The sequence below is a fragment of the Microcystis sp. LEGE 00066 genome (genome assembly GCF_015207925.1).
GTDB classification, from domain to species: domain Bacteria; phylum Cyanobacteriota; class Cyanobacteriia; order Cyanobacteriales; family Microcystaceae; genus Microcystis; species Microcystis ichthyoblabe_A.
In genome coordinates this window covers 15,567-33,368 of sequence record NZ_JADEVX010000028.1, presented here as the reverse complement: position 1 = coordinate 33,368, position 17,802 = coordinate 15,567, and the positions used below count along the sequence as shown (strand labels likewise).

17 protein-coding genes are annotated in these 17,802 nt (G+C 42.5%); 6 read left to right on the top strand and 11 right to left on the bottom strand.

Going from position 1 to position 17,802, the window contains the following annotated elements; all coding sequences use genetic code 11:
• Positions 1-222: 222 nt before the first annotated feature.
• From recJ to IQ224_RS06265, 4 genes are all read right to left on the bottom strand, one after another.
• Positions 223-2,187 carry a single-stranded-DNA-specific exonuclease RecJ gene (gene recJ / locus IQ224_RS06280; RefSeq protein ID WP_194032709.1) on the bottom strand — a complete coding sequence of 655 codons (1,965 nt, stop codon included), beginning with the start codon at positions 2,185-2,187 and terminating at the stop codon, positions 223-225.
• Between the two features lie 58 nt (positions 2,188-2,245).
• Positions 2,246-2,887, bottom strand: a complete 642-nt coding sequence (locus IQ224_RS06275) for an LppP/LprE family lipoprotein (protein ID WP_002741083.1) — start codon at positions 2,885-2,887, stop codon at positions 2,246-2,248.
• Positions 2,884-3,345: a hypothetical protein gene (locus tag IQ224_RS06270; protein WP_036399515.1), complete on the bottom strand. Its 462-nt coding sequence runs from the start codon at positions 3,343-3,345 to the stop codon at positions 2,884-2,886. Before IQ224_RS06270 ends, IQ224_RS06275 begins: the two co-directional genes overlap by 4 nt.
• Positions 3,346-3,419: 74 nt before the next feature.
• Complete coding sequence (locus IQ224_RS06265) at positions 3,420-5,429, bottom strand: ATP-binding protein (protein ID WP_002741087.1); 2,010 nt, start codon at positions 5,427-5,429, stop codon at positions 3,420-3,422.
• Between the two features lie 175 nt (positions 5,430-5,604).
• Between IQ224_RS06265 and psb32 the strand changes: the two genes are divergently transcribed.
• The 3 genes from psb32 to IQ224_RS06250 all read left to right on the top strand — a co-directional run bounded on the left by psb32 (position 5,605) and on the right by IQ224_RS06250 (position 8,073).
• Positions 5,605-6,288: a photosystem II repair protein Psb32 gene (gene psb32, locus IQ224_RS06260; RefSeq protein WP_002741089.1), complete on the top strand. Its 684-nt coding sequence runs from the start codon at positions 5,605-5,607 to the stop codon at positions 6,286-6,288.
• A 144-nt stretch (positions 6,289-6,432) separates the two neighbouring features.
• Positions 6,433-7,032 (top strand): hypothetical protein, encoded by a 600-nt coding sequence (locus IQ224_RS06255; protein ID WP_194032710.1) that lies wholly within the window; start codon positions 6,433-6,435, stop codon positions 7,030-7,032.
• A gap of 222 nt (positions 7,033-7,254) precedes the next feature.
• Positions 7,255-8,073 carry a transglutaminase family protein gene (locus tag IQ224_RS06250; RefSeq protein WP_194032708.1) on the top strand — a complete coding sequence of 273 codons (819 nt, stop codon included), beginning with the start codon at positions 7,255-7,257 and terminating at the stop codon, positions 8,071-8,073.
• A gap of 77 nt (positions 8,074-8,150) precedes the next feature.
• Here the strand turns inward: IQ224_RS06250 and IQ224_RS06245 are convergent, their stop codons facing one another.
• Genes IQ224_RS06245 through IQ224_RS06235 form a run of 3 tightly spaced genes read right to left on the bottom strand, consistent with a single transcriptional unit; the run spans position 8,151 to position 10,927 of the window.
• Entirely contained in the window at positions 8,151-8,831 is a 681-nt protein-coding gene (locus tag IQ224_RS06245; protein ID WP_002731739.1) for a response regulator transcription factor, read from the bottom strand.
• Entirely contained in the window at positions 8,828-10,282 is a 1,455-nt protein-coding gene (locus IQ224_RS06240) for a cell wall metabolism sensor histidine kinase WalK (protein ID WP_194032707.1), read from the bottom strand. The genes IQ224_RS06245 and IQ224_RS06240 overlap by 4 nt, the downstream gene beginning before the upstream one ends.
• Positions 10,283-10,315: 33 nt before the next feature.
• On the bottom strand, positions 10,316-10,927 hold the full coding sequence (locus IQ224_RS06235) for a hypothetical protein (protein ID WP_002741099.1): 612 nt from the start codon (positions 10,925-10,927) through the stop codon (positions 10,316-10,318).
• 365 nt (positions 10,928-11,292) lie between these two features.
• Between IQ224_RS06235 and IQ224_RS06230 the strand changes: the two genes are divergently transcribed.
• Positions 11,293-11,874, top strand: coding sequence for a thioredoxin family protein (locus tag IQ224_RS06230; protein WP_002741102.1), 582 nt, complete (start codon positions 11,293-11,295; stop codon positions 11,872-11,874).
• 87 nt (positions 11,875-11,961) lie between these two features.
• Positions 11,962-12,813: a cytochrome c biogenesis CcdA family protein gene (locus IQ224_RS06225; RefSeq protein WP_194032706.1), complete on the top strand. Its 852-nt coding sequence runs from the start codon at positions 11,962-11,964 to the stop codon at positions 12,811-12,813.
• A gap of 47 nt (positions 12,814-12,860) precedes the next feature.
• Here IQ224_RS06225 and IQ224_RS06220 read toward each other — a convergent pair whose 3' ends face one another.
• Positions 12,861-13,667 carry a hypothetical protein gene (locus IQ224_RS06220; RefSeq protein ID WP_002734171.1) on the bottom strand — a complete coding sequence of 269 codons (807 nt, stop codon included), beginning with the start codon at positions 13,665-13,667 and terminating at the stop codon, positions 12,861-12,863.
• A gap of 81 nt (positions 13,668-13,748) precedes the next feature.
• Here IQ224_RS06220 and murG point away from each other — a divergent pair, with 81 nt between their 5' ends.
• Positions 13,749-14,822 (top strand): undecaprenyldiphospho-muramoylpentapeptide beta-N-acetylglucosaminyltransferase, encoded by a 1,074-nt coding sequence (gene murG / locus IQ224_RS06215; protein ID WP_002741109.1) that lies wholly within the window; start codon positions 13,749-13,751, stop codon positions 14,820-14,822.
• Here murG and IQ224_RS06210 read toward each other — a convergent pair.
• The 3 genes from IQ224_RS06210 to IQ224_RS06200 all read right to left on the bottom strand — a co-directional run bounded on the left by IQ224_RS06210 (position 14,804) and on the right by IQ224_RS06200 (position 17,738).
• Positions 14,804-15,394 carry a Uma2 family endonuclease gene (locus IQ224_RS06210; RefSeq protein ID WP_002741110.1) on the bottom strand — a complete coding sequence of 197 codons (591 nt, stop codon included), beginning with the start codon at positions 15,392-15,394 and terminating at the stop codon, positions 14,804-14,806. The two genes, murG and IQ224_RS06210, sit on opposite strands and share 19 nt — an antisense overlap.
• Positions 15,395-15,429: 35 nt before the next feature.
• Positions 15,430-16,290, bottom strand: a complete 861-nt coding sequence (locus IQ224_RS06205; RefSeq protein ID WP_002741111.1) for a fructosamine kinase family protein — start codon at positions 16,288-16,290, stop codon at positions 15,430-15,432.
• A gap of 158 nt (positions 16,291-16,448) precedes the next feature.
• Positions 16,449-17,738 (bottom strand): pitrilysin family protein, encoded by a 1,290-nt coding sequence (locus IQ224_RS06200; RefSeq protein ID WP_002741112.1) that lies wholly within the window; start codon positions 17,736-17,738, stop codon positions 16,449-16,451.
• Positions 17,739-17,802 lie beyond the last annotated feature (64 nt).

The window sequence follows — 17,802 nt, the reverse complement described above, 5'->3', positions numbered from 1 at the left end:
GTGTGGGGTGTGGGGTGTAGGGTGTGGGGAGAAACAATTCATAACTTGAGAGTTAATCACACTATTAAGTGGGTGGGTGGAATTAAATACAATATGAACGTAGGTTGGGTTGAAGCATGAAACCCAACGCCCGCACAGTTTACGCTACCGCTAACCCATCCTACAAATAATTGTGTCTCCCTAGTTAAAAACGGATTTGGTATTATCTCTATTCAGCCAGCCCTAGATAGCCAAAGCTTTGATGGCAACTTTAATTAAAGTATAAAAACGGGGTTCAGTCACGTTGACTTCTCTAGCTTGTTGCCGATTTTTCCCTAATAAACCAATGCGCTGCCCTTTCTGCACGACTAAAATCTCGCCCTGTTCATTTTTGATGCGAATCTCGTTTAAATCACCCCAAAAACTACATTGATACATTTTATCTGCGTGCATAAAAATTGCTTTTTTAATATTATCATTTTCTTGGGGTAATCGCACTCCCACTAATTCAATTTCTATGGTTGTATTACCATTCCAAGTATTTTCTTTGAGTTTATAGGCAATATCTAAACGAGTTGGTAAAGGACAATATTCGCCCCAACGCCATGCTAGGGCTTTAATTCTGGTATTATCGCTTTGAGCCAGCAATAATTTTAAATGATTTTTTCCGATAGTTTTCTGTTCCACTACTCGCACATTAGGAGTCCAAAAAACAGGTAATTCATTGCCAATTCCCCAGGGTTGCAAACTATCAATTTGTTGAAAAAGTTCCAGAGTAATTTGTTTAAAGTCAATGATAGTATCAATTTTAATTAAAGGTTTTAATTGTTCTATTTGTAAAATTTTGTGAGAAAATTGACTTAATCTTTGTTTAAATGCTAGTAAATTAGCTGTGGGTAAACTAAAACCTCCCGCCATTTTATGACCGCCAAATTTTCCTAGTAAATCCTGGCAAAATTGCAGGGCTTCAAAAACGTGAAATTCTTCAATTCCTCTGGCAGATCCGCGAATTTTACCCGCATCTTCTTCCTCGTAAGTACCGATAAAAACCGGCACTCCGTAGCGTTCCACCAAACGGGATGCCACAATACCAATTACCCCATGATGCCAATCTTTTTCGACTAAGACTAAAACTCGATCTTTTTGCCAAAGAATCGGCGTTTCTTCTACTAATTTAATCGCTTCTTCTTCAATTTTTTCGCACAATTCTTGACGAGTACGATTAATTTGTTCGCACTGCATCGCTCTTTCTAAGGCAATTCCCGCATCATCGGTGGTTAATAATTCAATAACTATCTGGGGATCACCAATTCTGCCAATGGCATTAATTCTCGGTCCCAATTTAAAGCCAATATCATCCGGTTGTAATTGCTTTTGTTCCTCGCTAATTCCCGCTATTTGCATCAGGGATTGAATCCCAACTAATTGGGATTTGGGTAATTTTCTTAAACCCCGTTTTAACCAGCGACGATTTACCCCGATTAATGGGGCTAAATCTGCTATAGTGCCTAGGGTAAATAATGCTAATAATGACTCGGTTAATCCCTGTAATTTACCCATTTTTTGGGCAGTTGTCACCGCTAAAATATAGGCGACTCCCACCCCCGCTAATCCCTGATAGGGAGAGTTAGGGGTTAATAATTTTGGGTTGAGAATAGCGGAGGCATTCGGTAAAATTGGCGGCAGATCGTGATGATCGGTGATAATAACTTTTAATCCTAATTCTATCGCTAGGGCGATCGGTTCGTGAGCGGAAATACCATTATCAACGGTGAGAATCAATCCGACTCCGGATTCGGCAAATTCCTCCACAATGCGCTGATTAATTCCGTATCCCTCTTTCATGCGACTGGGTATGGCATGATTTACCCTAGCACCGAGATGTCTTAAGGCTCTTAGTAGTAAAGATGTACTGGTCATGCCATCGGCATCGTAGTCCCCACAGATAGCAATTTTATCGCCGGAGGCGATCGCTTTTACTAATAAATTGACACTTTTTTCTAAGTCGGGAAATTCTCCTAGGGGAGAGGGTAAGATATCCGCTTCAGGATCTATATAAGTTTTAGCTATTTCTGGGGTATCAATACCGCGATTAATTAAGATAGTTGCTAATAAGGATGATAATCCCATTTCCCGCGCTAACCCCTCGATTTTTTCGGGATTAGTTGCGGCAATATACCAGCGCTGGATGGGATATTTGTAGGCCATTTTTTGTTAAGTAAAAAGGTAGGGTGCGTTACGCTTCCCTAACGCACCAAAAACAGGGTTAAAAGCGGATTTGGATGGTCCCAGCAGGAGGTTGAAAGGGGAGATTACTATTATTAATTCTCAGGGGAGAAGTAGGTACTACCTGCACATTGGGGGTGGTGGGTTGACTTTCGTTGGTACTCAGTAAAGTCAATTGATTAATACTAGGATTAATCGCAAATTGTTGGGTGATAACTCCCGACGGACAACAGGAAGGATCCCGGGGGAGAAATCTTCTCATGTTGACGGTGATCGTACCATCTTTAGCACTAAGACTATCGACAACTACTCGATCGGCTAACAGGACAGTATCGGTGTTAGTGGCAGTACCATTATTATCAATCACTAGGGCTAAATAATGTAATTGCTGTTGCTCTCTAGTAATCACTCTTAATACGACAATACCATCAGTCCTTTGATCATTATTATAGTCCCCCATCAAAGCTTCTCGACTGACTTGCACTCCTAAAATTTGTCCCTCATTGGATTGAAAAATACCATCGCTGACAATTACGGAACCCCGATTAGGAATGTTATAGACGGTGTTTCTTAAATTATCCACGCTCAGGGGTGCAGATTGGGCAAGTAAGGGCAGAGAATTATTTAATAGTAAACTGATACCCAGGAGAATAGATTGAGGCAAAATTGCTAACTTAATCATGGTTGTAATGGGTTGGGTATATTTTCTTGAGTATCGAATAACCGCACGTTATTAATGGTACAAACCATCCCCTGTTGTTCCGCTAATTTATCTCGCCATTGGCTTAATTGTTGTTGACCATTACTACCATTTAACCAGTAAACTGTCAAGATGCCGAGGGTTTGTTCTGGTTCACAGGAAAAGCTGAGAGTTTGATCGGGTATATCGGTATTTCCTTCACGACATTGCCAACCTTGTTTTTCAATTAATTCTTTCCAACCTTTCTCTTCTTTAGCAGCCACGGCAATGCGTTGATCTTCTTGGTTACAAACCCAATTTTTCTGCTGGGTGGGATCATTCGGTAGATCACCAAGATTGGGGGAATTTTGCTTGATTGGGGGAAGCGAGGGTACTTGAGCATGAACGGAAAAAATCGGTAGTATTAGGAAAGTACCGATGAGCATTTTTAACAGTTTCATCCTTTAAAATTGCCATATTTAGGGATTTATGCCTTTAGAATATCACGTTTTTGAGATCTAGATAAAATACTCTCTTAAGATATGTTTAAATCTTTAATTATGGTTTCGATCGCATCAAAGGAAAATTCTCTGGCTAACTGTTGTAAACCTTGGGCAAGGGTAGCATAATCGGGGGGAATTTCTGCGGTTAGGGCGATAATTTTTTCATCATCACATTCTCGCGCCGCTTGTTGCAATTGTCCAATCCAAGCGGGACTAATTAATTTTAATAGGGATTGCAGGGAATCGAGGAAAACTGGCGAATAATTGGGCTGATTTGGCTCATTATCGGCATAAATATATTTTAATCCCAAATATTCGCCCATTTTTTGCCAAATAACTTCCTCTCGGAAAGGTTTACGCACGAAATCATCACAACCGGCGGCAATAACCAAGGCGCGATCTTCTTCAAAAGCACTGGCAGTTAGGGCAATTATCACCGTTTTTCCGCGATTATCAGCCTCTAACCTCCTAATTTCCCTAGTTGCTTCGTAACCGTCTTTAACTGGCATTCTCATGTCCATCCAGATAAGATGAGGTTGCCATGCTTGCCAAATTGCGATCGCTTCTTGACCATTAGCCGCCTCTTGCACGGACAATCCTAGGGTAGTCAGGAGTTTCAGCAACAGTAAACGGCTTTCCGGTCGATCATCGACGACTAATATGCGATATTTAGGCTGATTTTCCGCTAAAGCGATAACTTTTGCCCTATTGGTTTCGGTTTTAATCTCATTTTCCCCCACTAAACCCACCTGAATATCAAAACTAAAAATACTTCCTTGACCCAGAATACTACTAACTCCGATCGCACCCCCCATCAACTCAACAAATTTTTTACTGATAGGTAAACCCAATCCTGTCCCCTGTTGGGATTTTCGTCCCGTTTCCGTTTGGTTAAAGGGTTGAAATAGCTTATAAATCTCCTCTGGAGCGATTCCTAGTCCTGTATCTTCAATTTCCCAGAGCAATCGCTGATAATCTTCTCTTTTCTCCCCTAATTTTACCCGGAGAGTCACCCCTCCCGACTCAGTAAACTTCAATCCGTTACCCAAGAGATTGATTAACACCTGTCGCAATTTACTTTCATCAGTACATATATATTGAGGCAGATCGGAGCTGCGATCAAAAATTAAGCTTAAAGCTTTTGCTTGCGCTTGTGAGCGTAGCATTTCGGCAATATTATCTAAAAGAGCGTATAAATCGAAATTACTAGGGTTAAAAACCGTTCTTCCTGCTTCTATCTTCGACATTTCTAGAATATCGTTGATTAACTCTAATAAATGTTCCCCGCTACGATTGACAATTTCCAAATATTGCCGATATTCACTGCTGATGCTGCTATCCCGGGATATTAAGCGAGTAAAACCCAAGATAGCATTAAGAGGAGTGCGTAATTCGTGGCTCATGTTAGCTAGAAACTCACTTTTAGCTTTATTTGCCTTAACTGCCGCTTCTTTAGCCTCTTTTAATTCTTTTTCCGCTTCATATCTACTTTGTGCGATCGCAATTAATTCTCCCACCAACCGCACAAAGGTGACATCTTCCCTTGTCCATTGCTTTTCTGCACTGGCATCCAATCCCAGATAACCCACCGTTACCCCACAACTATCCCACATGGGAACGATTAAGAGACAGGGAGTAGAACTATTAGCGAGAATAGCTCTTTCAGGGATAGCAGTAGCGGGTAAATCATCTAAAGAGTTCAGTTTAACTGGAATACCGTTTAATAATTGTTCAGAAAACCAGGGAAAGGTTTCCGTCGAGAGATTTTGTGATTGTTCCCTAATCGGGATAACTTGGGGATAGTCGGGGTGACAGTATTCATAAACCATACTCCACTGCTGACGACAGGTGGAATATTGAATAATGTAACAGTGAGCGCTCTGGGTAAATTGACAGAGCAGTTCTAGGGTATGATCAATCGCCAAGTGGATATCTTGAGAAATTAGTAATCTTGTCACCCGTGAGAGAAAATTATCGCGATAGGCCTGCATTTCTAGGGCTTTTTCCCGTTTTTTAGACTCTAGTTCCTCAAAATCACTCATAATCAGTTATCAGTTATCAGTTATCAGTTAAAAGGGTTTGGGTGTTGGGGTTGTAGGGTATTAGTTGATTTTCCCCATCACCCCATTTCCCCACTTCCCCATCTCCCCGTCTCCCTAATCAAAAAACAGTAAACTTTTCCCCTATTATGTTCTATAGGAATTTTACCGAATCAATATGCTCAAATTATTAGCTTCTCTCTTTCTCTCCTGCTGTGTAGTCTTGGGTATTTCCCTGTCACCAGCTGCTGCCATGGGAGTCTATGACCTCCCTATTTTAAGCCCCGGAGCGCCCACTTATGTGGTCGATCCCGTTTCGGCCATTAGTGCCGCTAACGAAGGAAAATTAAATAAAGATCTGAAAAACCTCGCCGAAAAAACCGGACAAGAAGTGAGAATGGTGGTAGTCCGACGCTTGGATTACGGTCAAAAAATTGACAATTTAGCCGATGATATCCTGAGAGAATGGTATCCTAACTCCGAAGATCGTGCCAATCAAACTATCATCGTCCTTGATACTTTAACCAATAAAACTGCTATTCGGGTTGGGGAGGAAGCAAAACCCCTATTAACCGATGCTATTGCTGATAGTATCCTCTCGGAAACTATGGCAGTTCCCCTCAAAGATGGGGGAAAATATAATCAAGCTTTACTCGATGCTAGTCGTCGTCTAACGGCGGTACTTTCTGGAGAAGCGGATCCCGGACCACCGGAAGTAGCGACAATTAATATCGAAAGTACCTTTACTACTGCAGAAGAAACTGACGATAAAAATGCCACAATTTGGGTGATAGTTTTACTGGTTTTAGCCACAGTAATCCCCATGGTTACCTATTTTTGGTACGCTGGTTTTGGTCGCTAAATTAAATTAATGATCTGGGACTGATACAGCTAAAATACTCTCAGAGATAGCTCAATCCTTAGCCTGTATGAGCAAGATGAAGTAACTTCTAGTAGTAGATTTTAGTTGTGTCAGTTCACCCCATTTGCTTAACATTAATAACTAATACCTAAAATGGTAAATAAATTACAATCCTATTATCGACAGGAGGAAGGAGCTTACTTAATTGAAATTAAACTTAATCAGTTACAGCAAGTCTTTAATTCTTTGGATCCTTCGCCATTTTTAGATAGAGATTTAGACGATAACGCCGAAAATTATATTATTAACTCTGTGGATGAATTTCCCCTCAATACCACCCTTAAATTAGTCTTTTATCTCCCCAGTCAAGAACAGAATAACGCCCGAAATCTGTTACCCTCAGCTTTACATAATTATTTTGACTATCGCCAACAGGGAGAACAAAGAAAATTACGCACAATTTGGCGACAGGGACGCATATCTTTAATAATTGGTCTCTCCTTTCTTTTTGTTTGTTTGAGTCTTAGCGAATTAATTAGTCGTTTTGGCAGCGATACATTTATTCACTTTTTAGAAGAAGGATTATTAATTAGTGGTTGGGTAGCCCTCTGGCGACCTTTAGAAATTTTTCTTTACGAATGGTGGCCCGTCAGTTATCAACAAAAGATTTTTGCTAAACTGGCCTACATCCCCATTGAAATCCGTCCATTAGAGGAACCATCCACCCCAGACTCTTTTCGATAGATATAATCCTGCCGATGGCTTGTCTTCAAAGTTACAAAGCTTTTAGTTGAGGCGGTTTATAATAAAAGTAACTCTGTACAAAGCTTATCGGTTTTCAGCTTGGCTATTACTTTATCCTCAAACTTTTAACTAAGTGGTCGGTCCTAACTTTTTTCAGTCTGGCGATTATTGGCGTTTCATCTCTACCAATCCTGACAAAATTTCATTTAGATAGGAGTCCTAATGTTAATCCGTGTTGGTTATGAATTTGGCTTTGATGCCCCCTTACCCGTGGTCATGTTGTTAAAACTTTATCTACACCCCTCAATTTTAGATCAAGTTAGACAATCGGAGAAGTTGCAGGTGCAACCAGCAACAAAAATAGAAGAATTTTTAGATAGCTTCGGTAATCGAACCAGTCGTCTAATTTTACCCGCCGGACAGATCCGCGTTCACAATGAAGCGGTTATCGAAAATGAATGGAAACCCGATATTGTTAATTGGAATGCCCAAGAAATTCCTTTAGCAGAGTTACCAACCCAAGTTTTCCCCTACTTAATGAGTAGTCGTTATTGTGAAGTGGATTTGCTTTCGGAAATTGCCTGGGAACTTTTCGGACAAACTCCTCCCGGTTGGGCAAGGGTACAAGCGGTTTGTGATTGGGTTCATAGTCACATTCGTTTTGGTTACGAATACGCACGGGTGACAAAAACCGCCTATGATGTCTATCGGGAAAGAAAGGGGGTTTGTCGCGATTTTAACCATCTAGCTTTGACTTTTTGCCGTTGCCTAAATATTCCTGCTCGTTATGCCTCTGGCTATCTCGGAGATATCGGTATTTCTCCCCAACCTCTACCGATGGATTTTAGTGCTTGGTTTGAAGTCTATTTAGACCATCAATGGTACACTTTCGATGCTCGTCATAACACCCCCAGAATCGGGCGAATTTTAATGACTCGCGGCTTAGATGCCGTCGATGCTGCCCTAACAACTTCTTTTGGTCAAGTAAATTTAACAAAATTTAAGGTATGGACGAGCGATGTTTCTCAACTCTATGCTTAATCAGAGTATTTATTACAGCCTTTTTGATCAAATCGGGGCTAAATAATTCCCCCCTCGGTTCCTCTAATAAATCACAATTAAGCATAATCTCTTAAAACGTAGCCCACTCCTCGCACTGTCTGGATCAAACGTTTAGGATTAGCAGACTCCAACTTAACCCGTAAGGCACGAATATACACTTCAATAATATTAGAATCGCCCATAAAATCGTAACCCCAAACGGTTTCGAGAATTTGCTCGCGAGTGAGTACCTGCCGGGGATGACGTAAGATAAACTCTAATAAGTCAAACTCTTTAGCCGTTAATTCAATCAATTGACTATCTCGATACACTTCCCGAGCAAGACAATTCAAGGTCAAATCTTCAAAAGTAAATATATTTAAATCTTGGGCATGGGTGCGACGTAAACGAGCTTTCACCCGAGCTAAGAGTTCTTCCATGCTAAAAGGTTTAGTAACATAATCATCGGCTCCGGCATTTAAGCCCGTCACTCGATCGGGGATTTCATCTTTAGCTGTTAAAATAATAATCGGTGCTTCCATCCCGGTTTTTCGCAGTCGTAAACATAAATCTAATCCAGAAATAACCGGCAGCATCCAATCTAAAATTAACAAATCTGGTGAAGAATCCCTAGCGATTTTCAGTCCATCCATGCCATTAGAAGCAATAGTAACTTGATAGCCTTCCAAATGAAGTTCTGTGGCGATAAATTCGGCGAGTTTAGGATCATCTTCCACAAGAAGAATATGGTCGTTCATAACTGCGGTTGCCAGAGAGGTAGAATGATAGTAAAGGTACTGCCTTGACCGGGTTGAGAGCGGAGAGTGATGCGACCCTCCATTCCTTCAATTAGACTTTTAGCGATCGCTAAACCCAAACCCGTGCCGTCTCGCGAGCGAGTCATCGACTCATCAACCCGATAAAACCGTTCAAAAATGCGATTTTGATGGGAGAGAGAGATACCGATTCCCCGATCACATACATGGATGAGAGCGGAACTAGGCTGCTTTTCTAAGATCAGATCGACTGGTTGCTCGGGAGCAGAATACTTGATCGCATTATCGAGCAAATTGATTAAAACTTGCTGTAATCGATCTTGGTCGCCACAAATTACCACATCTTCATTGGTTAATAATAAAGTCATCTTGCGATCGCTAACTTTTTGACTCATCGCCGCCACTTCTGTCAGCAAAGTATTGAGAATAATAGGATGGGAGCGAAAATGGAGATGACCGCTATCGGCACGGGCGAGATCGAGCAAATCTTGTAACATCCGGATAATTCTCTCGGTTTCTGACGTGGCTGTTTCCAGAGCTTGCTGTTGGTAGGGATTTAAATTAGTGCTGCGTCGCTGGAGACTTTGTAAATAACCGATCACGACTGTTAGAGGGGTACGCAGTTCATGGGAAACATTGCCGACAAACTGACGTTGCTGTTCCCAAGCTCCCGATAATCGCCACAACATCTGATTAAAAGCGGTAGCTAGTCCTAAAATTTCATCTGGCGCTTGTTCAAGTTGCAATTTTGCCCCATTTAAATCATCGGCAGAAACGGCACTAGCAATTTGACTCATGCGAGTCAGCGGCAACATAGCCTGACGGATCCGTTGGGAAATTAAGACAATTAAGCTCAATAGGACGAGAATACTCAGCCAAAATAAGCCCCATAACCCCGCCTGATATTTCTGGTGATCGGCCGTGATATCTTGGGATAGATACAATTTCCCCGACAGTTGACCCTTGATAGTCAGAGGAGTGCCACATAAAACAATATCGCGTCCATCAAAGTGAATAATTTGGGGTGCATCGGGTACTCTGGTTAGGGATGCCACCGCACGCATCTCGGTGACATTGCCATCAACCCTAGGAGACTGTCCCAACAGTTGTCCATCGGAGTTTTTAACCCAGATGACTAACCCCGCAGTGGAGACTCGCTCGATGGTTTTTTCTAATCCCGTAGTCAGAGATCCCATCTGAGCGTACATTTCCAACTGCTCAGGAAAACGCTTGGCGATATATTCTAGAGTTTGTTTATGGGCAGCGACTAAATTCTGCTCCATTTGCCAACCGGCCCAAATGGCTACGCTACCAAGTCCGATAATCGAGATGGTCAATAGTTCTAAGGTTAAGCGAAACTGAAGCGAACTAGTAGAAACAGGTTTACTAGGCAAAAATTGCCCAAAAATGCCGACAAGGCGAGGTAGCTTCATGGGTGTATGGTTAGTGATCAAAAATAGGGAGATTTAAAAATTTTTCGCCGTACCTTGTCCGAGATCGAACTGGAAACGCTGACTATAGTTAGTTTCACCGTACAGGTTAAAGCTCAGGGTTGGCTCATCTCCGATCGCTTCTACATGGTGAATAGCAGCTGGCATTAAGCAGAGAATATCACCCGGGACGAGTAGGCGATCGCCAACTTTTCTAATCTGATCCGGTAATTCGGGGGTGGGGGAACGTTGCCAGAAGCTATTTTTTTCCTGTCCCTTTAACAAAGCTACTACCCCCCAACAACCATGATTATGAATCGGGGAAGTGCTACCCACAGACCAAGCGACCAGTTGTACTGTCAGGGGAAAAAATGGCTCATCGTAGAGGGTTAATACCTCCCAACCGGTTTCGGGATTGGGTTCTAAACTAAGAATATCCAACCAGGGCGAATTGTTTAAGAGTTGGCGAACTAGAATCCGAATTGCTTCTAATCGTGAGCGATCGTCGCTAATCTGGGTTAAGGTATCTTCTAGATCGGATAAAAAGCGATAGAGCCAGTAGGGATGGGATAATTCGGATTTTGCGGGGGTTATTTCGTAGGCCGAGCATTGCCCATGATTATCCACCAACCAGTCTTTTCCTGTCATAGTTGCGATCTGAATGGTTTAAATTAGCATATTAGGGCGAAAAGTTGTCTTTTAGCCGCAATTAATCGGGTTTCTTCTTGATTTTATCAGCAAGATTTCGGGAAAAGATGATCCCTTCGTGATCGGTAGATGAATTTTTGCTGAAAAGATTGAAGGACGATTCTCCTGGATGGATGAGGGCAATTGCCAGTTAAAGTCAGATTTTTTATCTATTATCTATCTGGTCTTCATCTGAGACTCAGGTTTCTAGAATTTAATCTTAACTGTCAGCTACACTGGTTTCCTCCGGTGGCAAGCTGGATTCTTCCGGGGTAATACCCTTGACTTACCAAAAAATCTCTAATCTTAATTGGAAAATTTAACTCATGCGTAAACCATCAGCGTTATTATGGCTCGGTCTTTGTCTTAGTAGTTTAGCGGTTACGGTTTCCCTGGTAGCTGGAACATCGGCGAAAACCTTGACTAATTCTGATTCAGTGGTCAGTAAAGGTACTTTTAGCATTGCCCAAGCTAATCCCTGTGCCTCGAAAAATCCCTGCGCTAGCACTGATCCCTGTGCCTCGAAAAATCCCTGCGCTGCTAAACAGGGTAATGTGGGCGGTCCCTTAGCGCGACAATTGCAAGGAAAACCCGTGGTTGTCGATATCTATGCTAGTTGGTGTCCTGCCTGTAAAAATGTTGCCCCCACTCTTTCCCAACTTAAAAAAGATTACGCGGGTAAAGCTAATTTTATCGTCTTAGATGTCAGCGATCGCTCGAAAGCGGACAAATCAGCCCGCAAAGCCCAAGAATTGGGTCTAGGTCGTTTTTTTGAGGCCAATAAGTCCCAAACTGGCATGATTGCGATTATTGATCCCGCTACGGGCAGTATTTTGGCACAATACCGGAATAATGCCGATAAATCCGCCTATTCCTCCGTACTGAACTCGGCTATTAATAAAAAATAGTCGAAGATTGCCCAACTTGGGGAGTACTAGCGATCGCCAAGTACTCCCAGGGCAATTTTATTTTTTGGATCATTTCAGGAGAATTTTATGCGACGAATATCGGAGTCAGTCGAAGGGTTGAAACCCGACAAAAAAGCGAAAATATCGAAAAAATTATTATTTTATCTGGTTTTAGGGCTTCTAGCTCTTATTTTAGTCCTTACCATCGGACCAATTATCGGCCATCCTCTGGAAAGAGCAATCTCGATCGTCGAAAATAGCTATCAGCAATGGTTAGATCGACAAGACACAACCAATCCTCTAATTTTACTGCCCCTAGCTTTTTTGGGTGGCGTAATTGCCAGCATATCTCCCTGTATTCTGGCACTATTGCCCGTTAACCTCAGCTATATTGGCACCCTGAAAATAGAATCTCGTTGGGATGCCTTCAGCAAAGCAGGTTTATTTGTCCTAGGAGCGGTGACAATTTTAAGTCTTTTTGGTTTAGTTTCTTCCTTTGCCGGGACGGTAATGGTGGAGTACCGAGGTTATATTAATATTGTTGTCGGTTTGATTATGGCGGTCATGGGTCTGTGGTTATTGGGAGTAATTAAGCTACCTTTACCGCAAATGAACTTAAATCTCCCCCAAGCAGGCCCCTACGGAGTCGGATTAACTTTTGCTCTTGTTAGCTCTCCCTGTGCTAGTCCTGTCCTCTTTGCTGTTTTGGCCGCCGCTGCCGCTACTGGTTCTCAAGTCCTCGGCACCCTGACCATGGTTAGTTATGCTCTTGGTTATACGATTCTCATTTTCTTGGCCAGTTTATTTACTGGTCTAGCCAAACAAAGCCGGAATTTATTGCAACATTCCGAGACGATTATCCGTTTAGGTAGCGTGGCACTGATGGCGACGGGAGCCTATTATTTAGTTACTGGTACTCAGTGGTTTATGGGCAGCTAAGATGGTAACTCTAGAGGGGGAATGCCAAAAAAGCCGCCAGATAAAATTTATTTTTCTACCTTAACCCGTTGAGTAACGACAACAATCCCATCTCCTTGAATTAAAATCGCCGATAACCAACGATTTTCTGGTGTTGCTGGCGCTTTTACCCGCTTAAATAAACCGCCGGACTGTAATAATTCCAATTCTAGAGGATTTGTATTAATATAGCGCTCAATATCTACTTTCTCATCGATCGCCGCTCCAGCCAATAAATCATCCCCTAAAGGTTCGCGAACAATCACATCAAAATCAAATTCTTCACCCACTTTCACCCTTTCGGGAATTCTCACTTGAATACTGGGGGGATTTTTGCCAGTATTTAACTCAACTCTCTCGCTTAAAATCTCCTGATAAACCAGTTTATTACCCTGAAATTGTTGACGAGAACGAATCGTGGCATTCATTCCCACCACTCGTCCCTGCACCTTTCCCGTCCCAGTAATTTTAGTAATTGTATTGGCCGTTAACTTGTCTCCGGAACGACTCCAAGATTCGAGGGTTGTGGTGTATTGTAGATTGTTATAACGTTCCCAAAAATGAGTTAAAGCTTTTTGAGTTTTTTCGTAGGTCAAACCATCGGAATTAGTAAATTTCGGACTATAAAACTCCATCAATTGCTTGAGATCCCGCTCATTAGCGGCCGTTTCGATTTTGGAGATAAGGGTTTTTAAATTAGCCGGAGCAGTTTCTGGCTTTTCGGCCCGCAGACCGGTGGCAAGGGTCAAAGTTAACCCCAAACCTAACAGCAACGATAGGGAAAAATTGAGGGATTGACGAAAAAATTTATTGGGAATCGTGTTCAAGTTACGCATTAGTGATAGTTTGTGTAAGGATCGATCAATAACTATGGTAGATTATTTCATTCTAGGGCTGAATTTACCCTCTCTCGAATTATGGCACGCACTCCAACCCGTCTCCTGATTGCCGCTAGTGGTACTGGTGGTCATTTATTTCCCGCTTTGGCCCTGGCCGAGCGTTTGCCGGATTACGAGATTGAATGGTTAGGAGTTCCAGACCGTCTGGAACAGTCCTTAGTTCCAAAAACCTATCCCCTGCACACTATTCCCATTGAGGGATTTCAAACCCGTTTCGGGTTAAAAACTCTCAAGATTCTGTTCGGTCAACTGCGGGCCATTTGGCAAGTGCGTAATTTAATCAAAAAACGTCAGATAGCGGCAGTTTTTACCACCGGGGGTTATATTGCAGGGCCGACCATTTTAGCGGCTCGTTTAGCCAATATTCCTGTCATCCTACACGAATCTAACTACATACCGGGCAAAGTCACGAAAGTTCTCGGTCGCTGGTGCGATACGGTTGCCCTCGGTTTTCAGGGAACCGCCAGCTATTTACCCGGCACTCGCACCACTTGGGTTAGTACGCCTGTACGAGAGCAGTTTCTCATTCCCCAGTCCCTAGATTTACCGATTCCAGAGGATGCTTTTTTAATTGTCGTTGCTGGTGGTTCTCAAGGGGCCGTGGCTCTTAATCAAATTGTCCGACAAAGCGCTCCCCAATGGTTAGAAAAAGGCATTTATATCGTGCATCTCACGGGAGAAAACGACCCCGAAGCGGATAGTTTACGCCATTCTAACTATTTTTCCCGGCCTTTTTACGACAATATGGCGGGATTATGGCAAAGAGCTAATCTGGCTATCAGTCGCTCCGGTGCCGGCACTTTAACGGAATTAGCGATCACTTGTACGCCTTCGATTTTAATTCCCTATCCTTTTGCTGCCGAAGACCATCAGTTCTACAATGCCAAAGTTTTCGCGGAAGCTCAGGCTGCTTATCTTTATCGTCAAAATGAGTTAACTGCTCAGTTTTTAAGCGAATTAGTCCTCGATTTATGGTCTAATCCCGAAAAATTGTCCGCCATGGCCCAACAAGCTTCTCATCTAGCCATTAGTGACAGTGCCGATTTATTAGCCGATTTGTTGAGAAGAAAGATTCAAAAAGATAGTTTTTGAAACAAATCAGCCACGGGAAAAGTGAACCCCAGAACCACATCTTCCCCCTCCAGAAAATCTCCTGATGTTAATAATCCCTGCGGTTCGTACCCGCAACGATAAACTAAAACATAGTGTTGACCTGGACTGATAACCCAGAGCAAACGAGTCCCATTGGCAAAATATTCGGCAATTTTGTCCTCGATTTCTGCCACTGTATTCCCTGGAGAGAGAATTTCTACCACTAAATCTGGCCCACCTTCTAAAAAACCCGTCGGCAATTCTTCCAATTCTCGCAGACGTTCCTTGGCAAAAAAAGCTATATCGGGAGAACGTTTATTGCCATTTTTCATAGTAAAAGCAGTGCTGGAGTCCAATAATACCCCTAGTTTTCGAGATGTTACTAAAGCGAATAAAGCAGCACTTAAAATAATGGCAATATAACCGTGTAAAGCCCCAGAATTGCCCAGATTAATTAACTCTCCCTTGACCAATTCGTAACGATTTCCATCGTCAGGTAACGCCATAAACTCTGCATCAGTCCATACTTTTGTCTCTGGAGTTTTCATCACAGTAGTTTCTCGAATAGACATAACTTATCCTCGGTAAAGATTCACAAGTAAAACCTTTAAAGAATTTCCTGTAACATCCGATTGGCCTGGGAAGCGTAACCACCACCAAATAAATTAAAGTGATTGAGAATGTGGTAGAGATTGTAAAGAGTTTTGCGCTTTTGATAACCGGCATCAAGGGGGAAAACATCGTTATAACCCCGATAAAAAGCCGCCGGAAAACCGCCAAAAAGTTCCGTCATGGCTAAATCTACCTCCCGGTCTCCCCAATAGGTGGCAGGGTCTAAAATTACTGGTTCCCCATCGACGGTAATGGCCGCATTTCCCGACCACAAATCACCGTGGACGAGGGAGGGATGGGGTTGATGCTGACTCAAAATCTCGCTAATAGCGGGAATAACTTGATCCTCGTCGGGAAAATTGCCGCCGCGCTCCTTTGCAAGTCTTAATTGATAGCCAATACGCTGATGAGCGAAAAAATCCGCCCAATTGTTACTAATGGTATTAATCTGGGGAGTAGAACCAATGGTATTATTACACTGCCAACCAAAGCGATCGGATAAAGAAACTTGATGTAAATGAGCTAAATTTCGCCCCATTTTTTCCCAGCTTTGACTATTGCCACCGCCGAATTCTAACCACTCTAGCACTAAATAACTAGATTTCTCGGCAATTCCCCAACAAATTGGCTCCGGAACCCTGATAGTTTTGGTAGCGTGAATTTGCTTTAATCCTAAAGCTTCGGCTGCAAACATGGCCTCTTGGTTCGCTTGGTTAATCTTAACAAAATAAATTAAACCATTGCCACTAACGGCATAACCCTGATTGATACAGCCACCACTAACGGGATGACTTTTCTCTATTTCAAAGGGTTTTTCTGTGGTTTGGGTAATATGTCGAGCAATTTGAGTCCACATAGGTTATCAGTTATCAGTTATCAGGTTTAAGTTTTAAGTTTTAAGTTTTAAGTTTTAAGTTATAGGTTGTAAGTTTATCAGTTGTAAGTTTTAAGTTATTTAGTTATTTATTTATTTATTTTCATCTTTATCCCTGTTCACTGATTACTGTTCACTGATTACTGAATTGGTCTTACCACCACCACACCGTAAGCGTGGGGATTTAAATACTCTTGACAGGCATTTTGAATATCCTCTAAAGTGAGGGCTTCAATGTGTTGGGGATAACAAAAAGCTGGTTGTAAATCACCGATCTGAGTATGATAATAACCGTAAAGGTTGGCCCGATCGCTCGGTCTTTCATTGCTAAAAATAAACCGATTGGCCACTTGGGTTTTAACTCGTTCTAGTTCAGAAACTGTCACAGCTTCCTGTTGAATTTGTCCAATCTGTGCTATTACCTCTCTCTCCACTTGCTCGATATTTGCCGAGGCTAATTGGGCCGACACGGAAAACACCCCTTGCACTGCTTGGGACATATTACTGGCAGTTATTTGGGAAACTAAGCCCTTTTCTTGGCGCAGAGACTGAAATAATCGCGATACCTTGCCCTGACCCAGAATAGCCGCTAAAACATCGAGAGGATAGGTTTTTTCTAAGTCTCTCAACCCCGGCACTTTCCAAAATAGGATTAAGCGGGCCTGCTGCAAATTTTCATCCTCGTATTCTTGACGGATAATCTCGTTAAAAGGAGCTTCGGGCTGTAGATTAGCGATAGGATGAGAAATCATGCCAGAATTGCCCTTACTGCCCAAATTATCTAAAGAATCCCTCACAATAGCTATTAAATCATCTACAGGCAAATTACCCACCACCGCCACCGTCATCCATTCGGGACGATACCAAGTCCGATGGAAATCGCGCATTTGTTGAGCAGTAAGATTTTCAATCACTGCCATCGGACCCAACACTGGACGACGATAGGGTAAAACTTGAAAACAAGTCTCCATGGTGCGATAAAAAGTGCGACGACGGGGATTATCCTGAGAACGACGAATTTCTTCTAAAATAACCTGTCTTTCCCGTTCAAAAGCCTCATCAGGAATTAAAGCTTCTAAAACCACTTCTAGCTGCAGCGGGGCCAGACGGGCGAAGTCCTGCGGCGCAGTGGTAATGTAATAATGGGTGTATTCTTGGCTAGTAGCGGCATTAGTCACCGCTCCCCTCGATTCGATCGCCCGTTCAAATTCGCCACTGTCTAAGTTAGGGGTTCCCTTAAAAACCATGTGTTCGAGAAAATGAGCCATCCCATTGATCTGATCCGATTCTAAGGCCGAGCCGACCTGCAGCCAAACATTGAGATTAACCGCTTCTACCGGTTGACTTTCGGCAATAATCGTTAAACCATTAGCAAGACGGTGCAGAATCGGAGTGTTGAGCGTGGCAGGTTTCCCTAGGATAGCCGTCATTCTTTATTAGTCCTCGGTGATCACTCTGGCAAAAATTGTCACTTTTCTCTATTGTAGTCCCAGA

What these genes read in the sequence shown, in the direction of transcription:
- IQ224_RS06250 (WP_194032708.1), top strand. Translation starts at nt 7,255, where the DNA reads ATGTTAATCCGTGTTGGTTATGAATTTGGCTTTGATGCCCCCTTACCC.
- IQ224_RS06270 (WP_036399515.1), bottom strand. Translation starts at nt 3,345, where the DNA reads ATGAAACTGTTAAAAATGCTCATCGGTACTTTCCTAATACTACCGATT.
- IQ224_RS06235 (WP_002741099.1), bottom strand. Translation starts at nt 10,927, where the DNA reads ATGACAGGAAAAGACTGGTTGGTGGATAATCATGGGCAATGCTCGGCC.
- IQ224_RS06265 (WP_002741087.1), bottom strand. Translation starts at nt 5,429, where the DNA reads ATGAGTGATTTTGAGGAACTAGAGTCTAAAAAACGGGAAAAAGCCCTA.
- psb32 (WP_002741089.1), top strand. Translation starts at nt 5,605, where the DNA reads ATGCTCAAATTATTAGCTTCTCTCTTTCTCTCCTGCTGTGTAGTCTTG.
- murG (WP_002741109.1), top strand. Translation starts at nt 13,749, where the DNA reads ATGGCACGCACTCCAACCCGTCTCCTGATTGCCGCTAGTGGTACTGGT.
- IQ224_RS06230 (WP_002741102.1), top strand. Translation starts at nt 11,293, where the DNA reads ATGCGTAAACCATCAGCGTTATTATGGCTCGGTCTTTGTCTTAGTAGT.
- IQ224_RS06220 (WP_002734171.1), bottom strand. Translation starts at nt 13,667, where the DNA reads ATGCGTAACTTGAACACGATTCCCAATAAATTTTTTCGTCAATCCCTC.
- IQ224_RS06225 (WP_194032706.1), top strand. Translation starts at nt 11,962, where the DNA reads ATGCGACGAATATCGGAGTCAGTCGAAGGGTTGAAACCCGACAAAAAA.
- IQ224_RS06210 (WP_002741110.1), bottom strand. Translation starts at nt 15,394, where the DNA reads ATGTCTATTCGAGAAACTACTGTGATGAAAACTCCAGAGACAAAAGTA.
- IQ224_RS06240 (WP_194032707.1), bottom strand. Translation starts at nt 10,282, where the DNA reads ATGAAGCTACCTCGCCTTGTCGGCATTTTTGGGCAATTTTTGCCTAGT.
- recJ (WP_194032709.1), bottom strand. Translation starts at nt 2,187, where the DNA reads ATGGCCTACAAATATCCCATCCAGCGCTGGTATATTGCCGCAACTAAT.
- IQ224_RS06205 (WP_002741111.1), bottom strand. Translation starts at nt 16,290, where the DNA reads ATGTGGACTCAAATTGCTCGACATATTACCCAAACCACAGAAAAACCC.
- IQ224_RS06200 (WP_002741112.1), bottom strand. Translation starts at nt 17,738, where the DNA reads ATGACGGCTATCCTAGGGAAACCTGCCACGCTCAACACTCCGATTCTG.
- IQ224_RS06275 (WP_002741083.1), bottom strand. Translation starts at nt 2,887, where the DNA reads ATGATTAAGTTAGCAATTTTGCCTCAATCTATTCTCCTGGGTATCAGT.
- IQ224_RS06245 (WP_002731739.1), bottom strand. Translation starts at nt 8,831, where the DNA reads ATGAACGACCATATTCTTCTTGTGGAAGATGATCCTAAACTCGCCGAA.